Source organism: Staphylococcus sp. EG-SA-18 (genome assembly GCF_017151825.1).
GTDB lineage: Bacteria > Bacillota > Bacilli > Staphylococcales > Staphylococcaceae > Staphylococcus > Staphylococcus aureus.
This window is the reverse complement of the sequence record NZ_JACYVY010000061.1, coordinates 1-2762: the sequence shown is the minus strand read 5'-3', so window position 1 is coordinate 2762 and position 2762 is coordinate 1. Positions and strand designations below refer to the sequence as shown.

At 29.5% G+C, this 2762-nt stretch carries 5 protein-coding genes and 2 pseudogenes; 2 read left to right on the top strand and 5 right to left on the bottom strand.

Annotated elements, in window-relative coordinates:
• Positions 1-103: 103 nt before the first annotated feature.
• The 3 genes from IDG66_RS11985 to IDG66_RS11975 all read right to left on the bottom strand — a co-directional run bounded on the left by IDG66_RS11985 (position 104) and on the right by IDG66_RS11975 (position 1412).
• Positions 104-271: a hypothetical protein gene (locus IDG66_RS11985; protein WP_206172203.1), complete on the bottom strand. Its 168-nt coding sequence runs from the start codon at positions 269-271 to the stop codon at positions 104-106.
• A gap of 10 nt (positions 272-281) precedes the next feature.
• Entirely contained in the window at positions 282-665 is a 384-nt protein-coding gene (locus IDG66_RS11980; RefSeq protein WP_000070814.1) for a hypothetical protein, read from the bottom strand.
• Between the two features lie 603 nt (positions 666-1268).
• On the bottom strand, positions 1269-1412 hold the full coding sequence (locus tag IDG66_RS11975) for a transposase (protein ID WP_001549059.1): 144 nt from the start codon (positions 1410-1412) through the stop codon (positions 1269-1271).
• Positions 1413-1614: 202 nt separating this feature from the next.
• On the opposite strand from IDG66_RS11975, the gene sprA1 reads away from it, so the two are divergent.
• Positions 1615-1710 carry a type I toxin-antitoxin system Fst family toxin SprA1/PepA1 gene (gene sprA1 / locus IDG66_RS11970; protein ID WP_001801861.1) on the top strand — a complete coding sequence of 32 codons (96 nt, stop codon included), beginning with the start codon at positions 1615-1617 and terminating at the stop codon, positions 1708-1710.
• 122 nt (positions 1711-1832) lie between these two features.
• Complete coding sequence (locus IDG66_RS11965) at positions 1833-1934, top strand: hypothetical protein (RefSeq protein WP_001791893.1); 102 nt, start codon at positions 1833-1835, stop codon at positions 1932-1934.
• Here the strand turns inward: IDG66_RS11965 and IDG66_RS11960 are convergent.
• Positions 1912-2094: pseudogene (locus IDG66_RS11960) on the bottom strand (transposase); the annotation flags it as partial. The gene IDG66_RS11965 and the pseudogene IDG66_RS11960 overlap by 23 nt on opposite strands.
• A gap of 187 nt (positions 2095-2281) precedes the next feature.
• Positions 2282-2659, bottom strand: a pseudogene (locus IDG66_RS11955) (DUF1433 domain-containing protein).
• Positions 2660-2762 lie beyond the last annotated feature (103 nt).

The window sequence follows — 2762 nt, the reverse complement described above, 5'->3', positions numbered from 1 at the left end:
TAATTGGAGCCGTTCTTATGGACCTACATGATGAATGGATTTATTCTTCAAGAAAATACATCAATTTTGATAAGTAGAAATGGTAAAAACATTGTATAGCATTTTACACAGGAGTCTGGACTTGACTTAAAAGCATAAGTAACACAGCAAAAATTGATGAATATATAATTATTGAAAAAGCATTACTTTGCATTGGAACTAAATAATTTAAAGTACAAAATAATAATAATGCTAAAATTCCAACTTTAAGTGAATATTTTAATCTATCCATAAAATCACCCTTACTGATATCCCCATTTTTCTCCTGTCAGAACGTATTCCCCGGCTGCATTCTTTTTAGTTTTTAATTTTATATATACTCCCTTACTAGTATCAATATTCGATGCAGCTATAGATCCAAGGAAACCACCAACACCTGCGCCAACTAAACCACCTGTTAGTGCAGAAATAACGCTAATAGCCCCCGCACCTAAAGCAGCTATTGTTTTTGTATATGCAGAAGAAAGATATAATGTTGCAGTATCTTTACCTGTTTCTACATATTGAGTTTTACCCGCTCTTAATTGGTCTTCAGCTTTATATTTTTTTATTTCTTCTTTTGTAAATATATCTTCCAGTTTATAACCTTTTTTCTCAAGTTCATCAAATAAATTTTGGTTACTCAAATATATTACCTTTGCTTGAGAATGGTCTAACTTATCTTCAGCATGAGCTACATCTGAATTATAAGATAATGAAATTGGACTAACAAATAATACACCAGCAGCTAATAATAAAGATTTTTAATTCGTTTTTCATTAGTTTCTTTTAGATGATTTTTGTATTTAGATTTCGTATAAACAGAAACTAGATTTTTTCATGATCGACCTATCTTTTGTCCAGATACAGTGAGACCCTTGTCATTTAAATGATTTTTAATTCGTCTTGTACCAAAGACTTTTCTATTAGAATTAAAAATATTTATGACGGCATGTTCTATGTTTGAATCATCTTTAGTGATTTTATTATCTTTTCTTTTTATAGAATCATAATAGGTACTTCTTAGTATTATCAGGACTTTACACATTGCTGATACTGAATATTGATGTGCATTCTTTTGAATGACTTCTATTTTTGCCCCATAATCAGCGCTACTTGCTTTAAAATATCGTTCTCCATTTTTAAATGTTGAACTTCTTTGCGTAATTTAATCAGCTCTTTTTCTTCATCCGATAAGTTATCTTGGTGATTGAATGTACCCGTGTTTTGATGTTGCTTTATCCATTTTCCTACATTTTATAACCGCCATTTACAAACGTCGAAGGTGTGAAATCATACTCGCGTATAATTTCATTCCTAGGCTTACCATTTTTATATAATCTAACCATTTGTAACTTAAACTCTGAACTAAATGATCTTCTTTCTCTTGTCATAATAAAATCGCCTACTTTCTTAAATTAACAATATCTATTCTCATAGAATTTGTCCAATTAAGTGTAGACGATTCAATCTATCAGCTAGAATCATATAACTTATCAGAAGCAAGTGACTGTGCTTGTATATTTGCCGATGATATAATAGTAGAGTCGCCTATCTCTCAGGCGTCAATTTAGACGCAGAGAGGAGGTGTATAAGGTGATGCTTATTTTCGTTCACATCATAGCACCAGTCATCAGTGGCTGTGCCATTGCGTTTTTTTCTTATTGGCTAAGTAGACGCAATACAAAATAGGTGACATATAGCCGCACCAATAAAAATCCCCTCACTACCGCAAATAGTGAGGGGATTGGTGTATAAGTAAATACTTATTTTCGTTGTCTTAATTATACTGCTAATTTTTCTTTTTGTAAAATATGCAAGGTTTTAAAGAGAAACATCAAGAACTAAAAAAGGCTCTATGTCAAATTGGACTGATGCGTTCAATATCCGAAGTTAAGCAACTAAACATTGCTTAACTTCCTTTTTACTTTTTGGAGCGTAAAGTTTTGAACATAATAATATTCGATTGCGCAAATGATTGTAACTTCCATAACCAAAAGATGTACGTTTAATTAATTTTATTTTGTTATTTATACCTTCTAAAGGACCATTTGATAAATTGTAATAATCAATGGTTACACTATTAAAAGTGTCACAAATTCTTATGAATCTGGCATAAACTTTGAATTAACTAAATAAGTAAGAAAACCTCGGCACTTTATCATTTTAATAGTGTCGAGATTTTTATAGATACTACAAATATTTATAACATAGTTAAACTCATCTAATGACTTATATTTTTGTTTCATCACAATATGAACAATTATTTATTGGACGTATTTTGCTCTTTTTTTATTTCAGAAACTGACTTAGGATTTTTATTAAATTTTCTACCCAATTCATCTGTATAAGAAATATCGGTATCAAATTGAAAATCATCAACAGATCTTATACCAGCTGTAAATGATAACTTTTTATCATTATTTATATAACCACTAATAGAATAACCATCCATTGGGTTTTCTTTAAAATTAGCGAAGCTTATATTTTTATAACCTTTCACATTGTACTTCATATAAATCGTTATTCTTTCTTTTTGTTCATCATATTATTTCTTTTCGTCATATTTCATCTTCAAAAAGATTCCGCCTAGAATCAATATTAAAATTATAATTACAATCATAAGATATTTTTTATTCAAAAAATCAATCTCCTTTTCATTGTACTTATTGACGAACATTTTGAATAAATTAAGCATATTGAGTTTTACGATGATTGTATAAACGTTACAACCCATATGATTG

Coding starts and splice junctions, on each gene's coding strand:
- IDG66_RS11965 (WP_001791893.1), top strand. CDS start 1,833: ATGCAAGGTTTTAAAGAGAAACATCAAGAACTAAAAAAGGCTCTATGT.
- IDG66_RS11975 (WP_001549059.1), bottom strand. CDS start 1,412: ATGACAAGAGAAAGAAGATCATTTAGTTCAGAGTTTAAGTTACAAATG.
- IDG66_RS11985 (WP_206172203.1), bottom strand. CDS start 271: ATGGATAGATTAAAATATTCACTTAAAGTTGGAATTTTAGCATTATTA.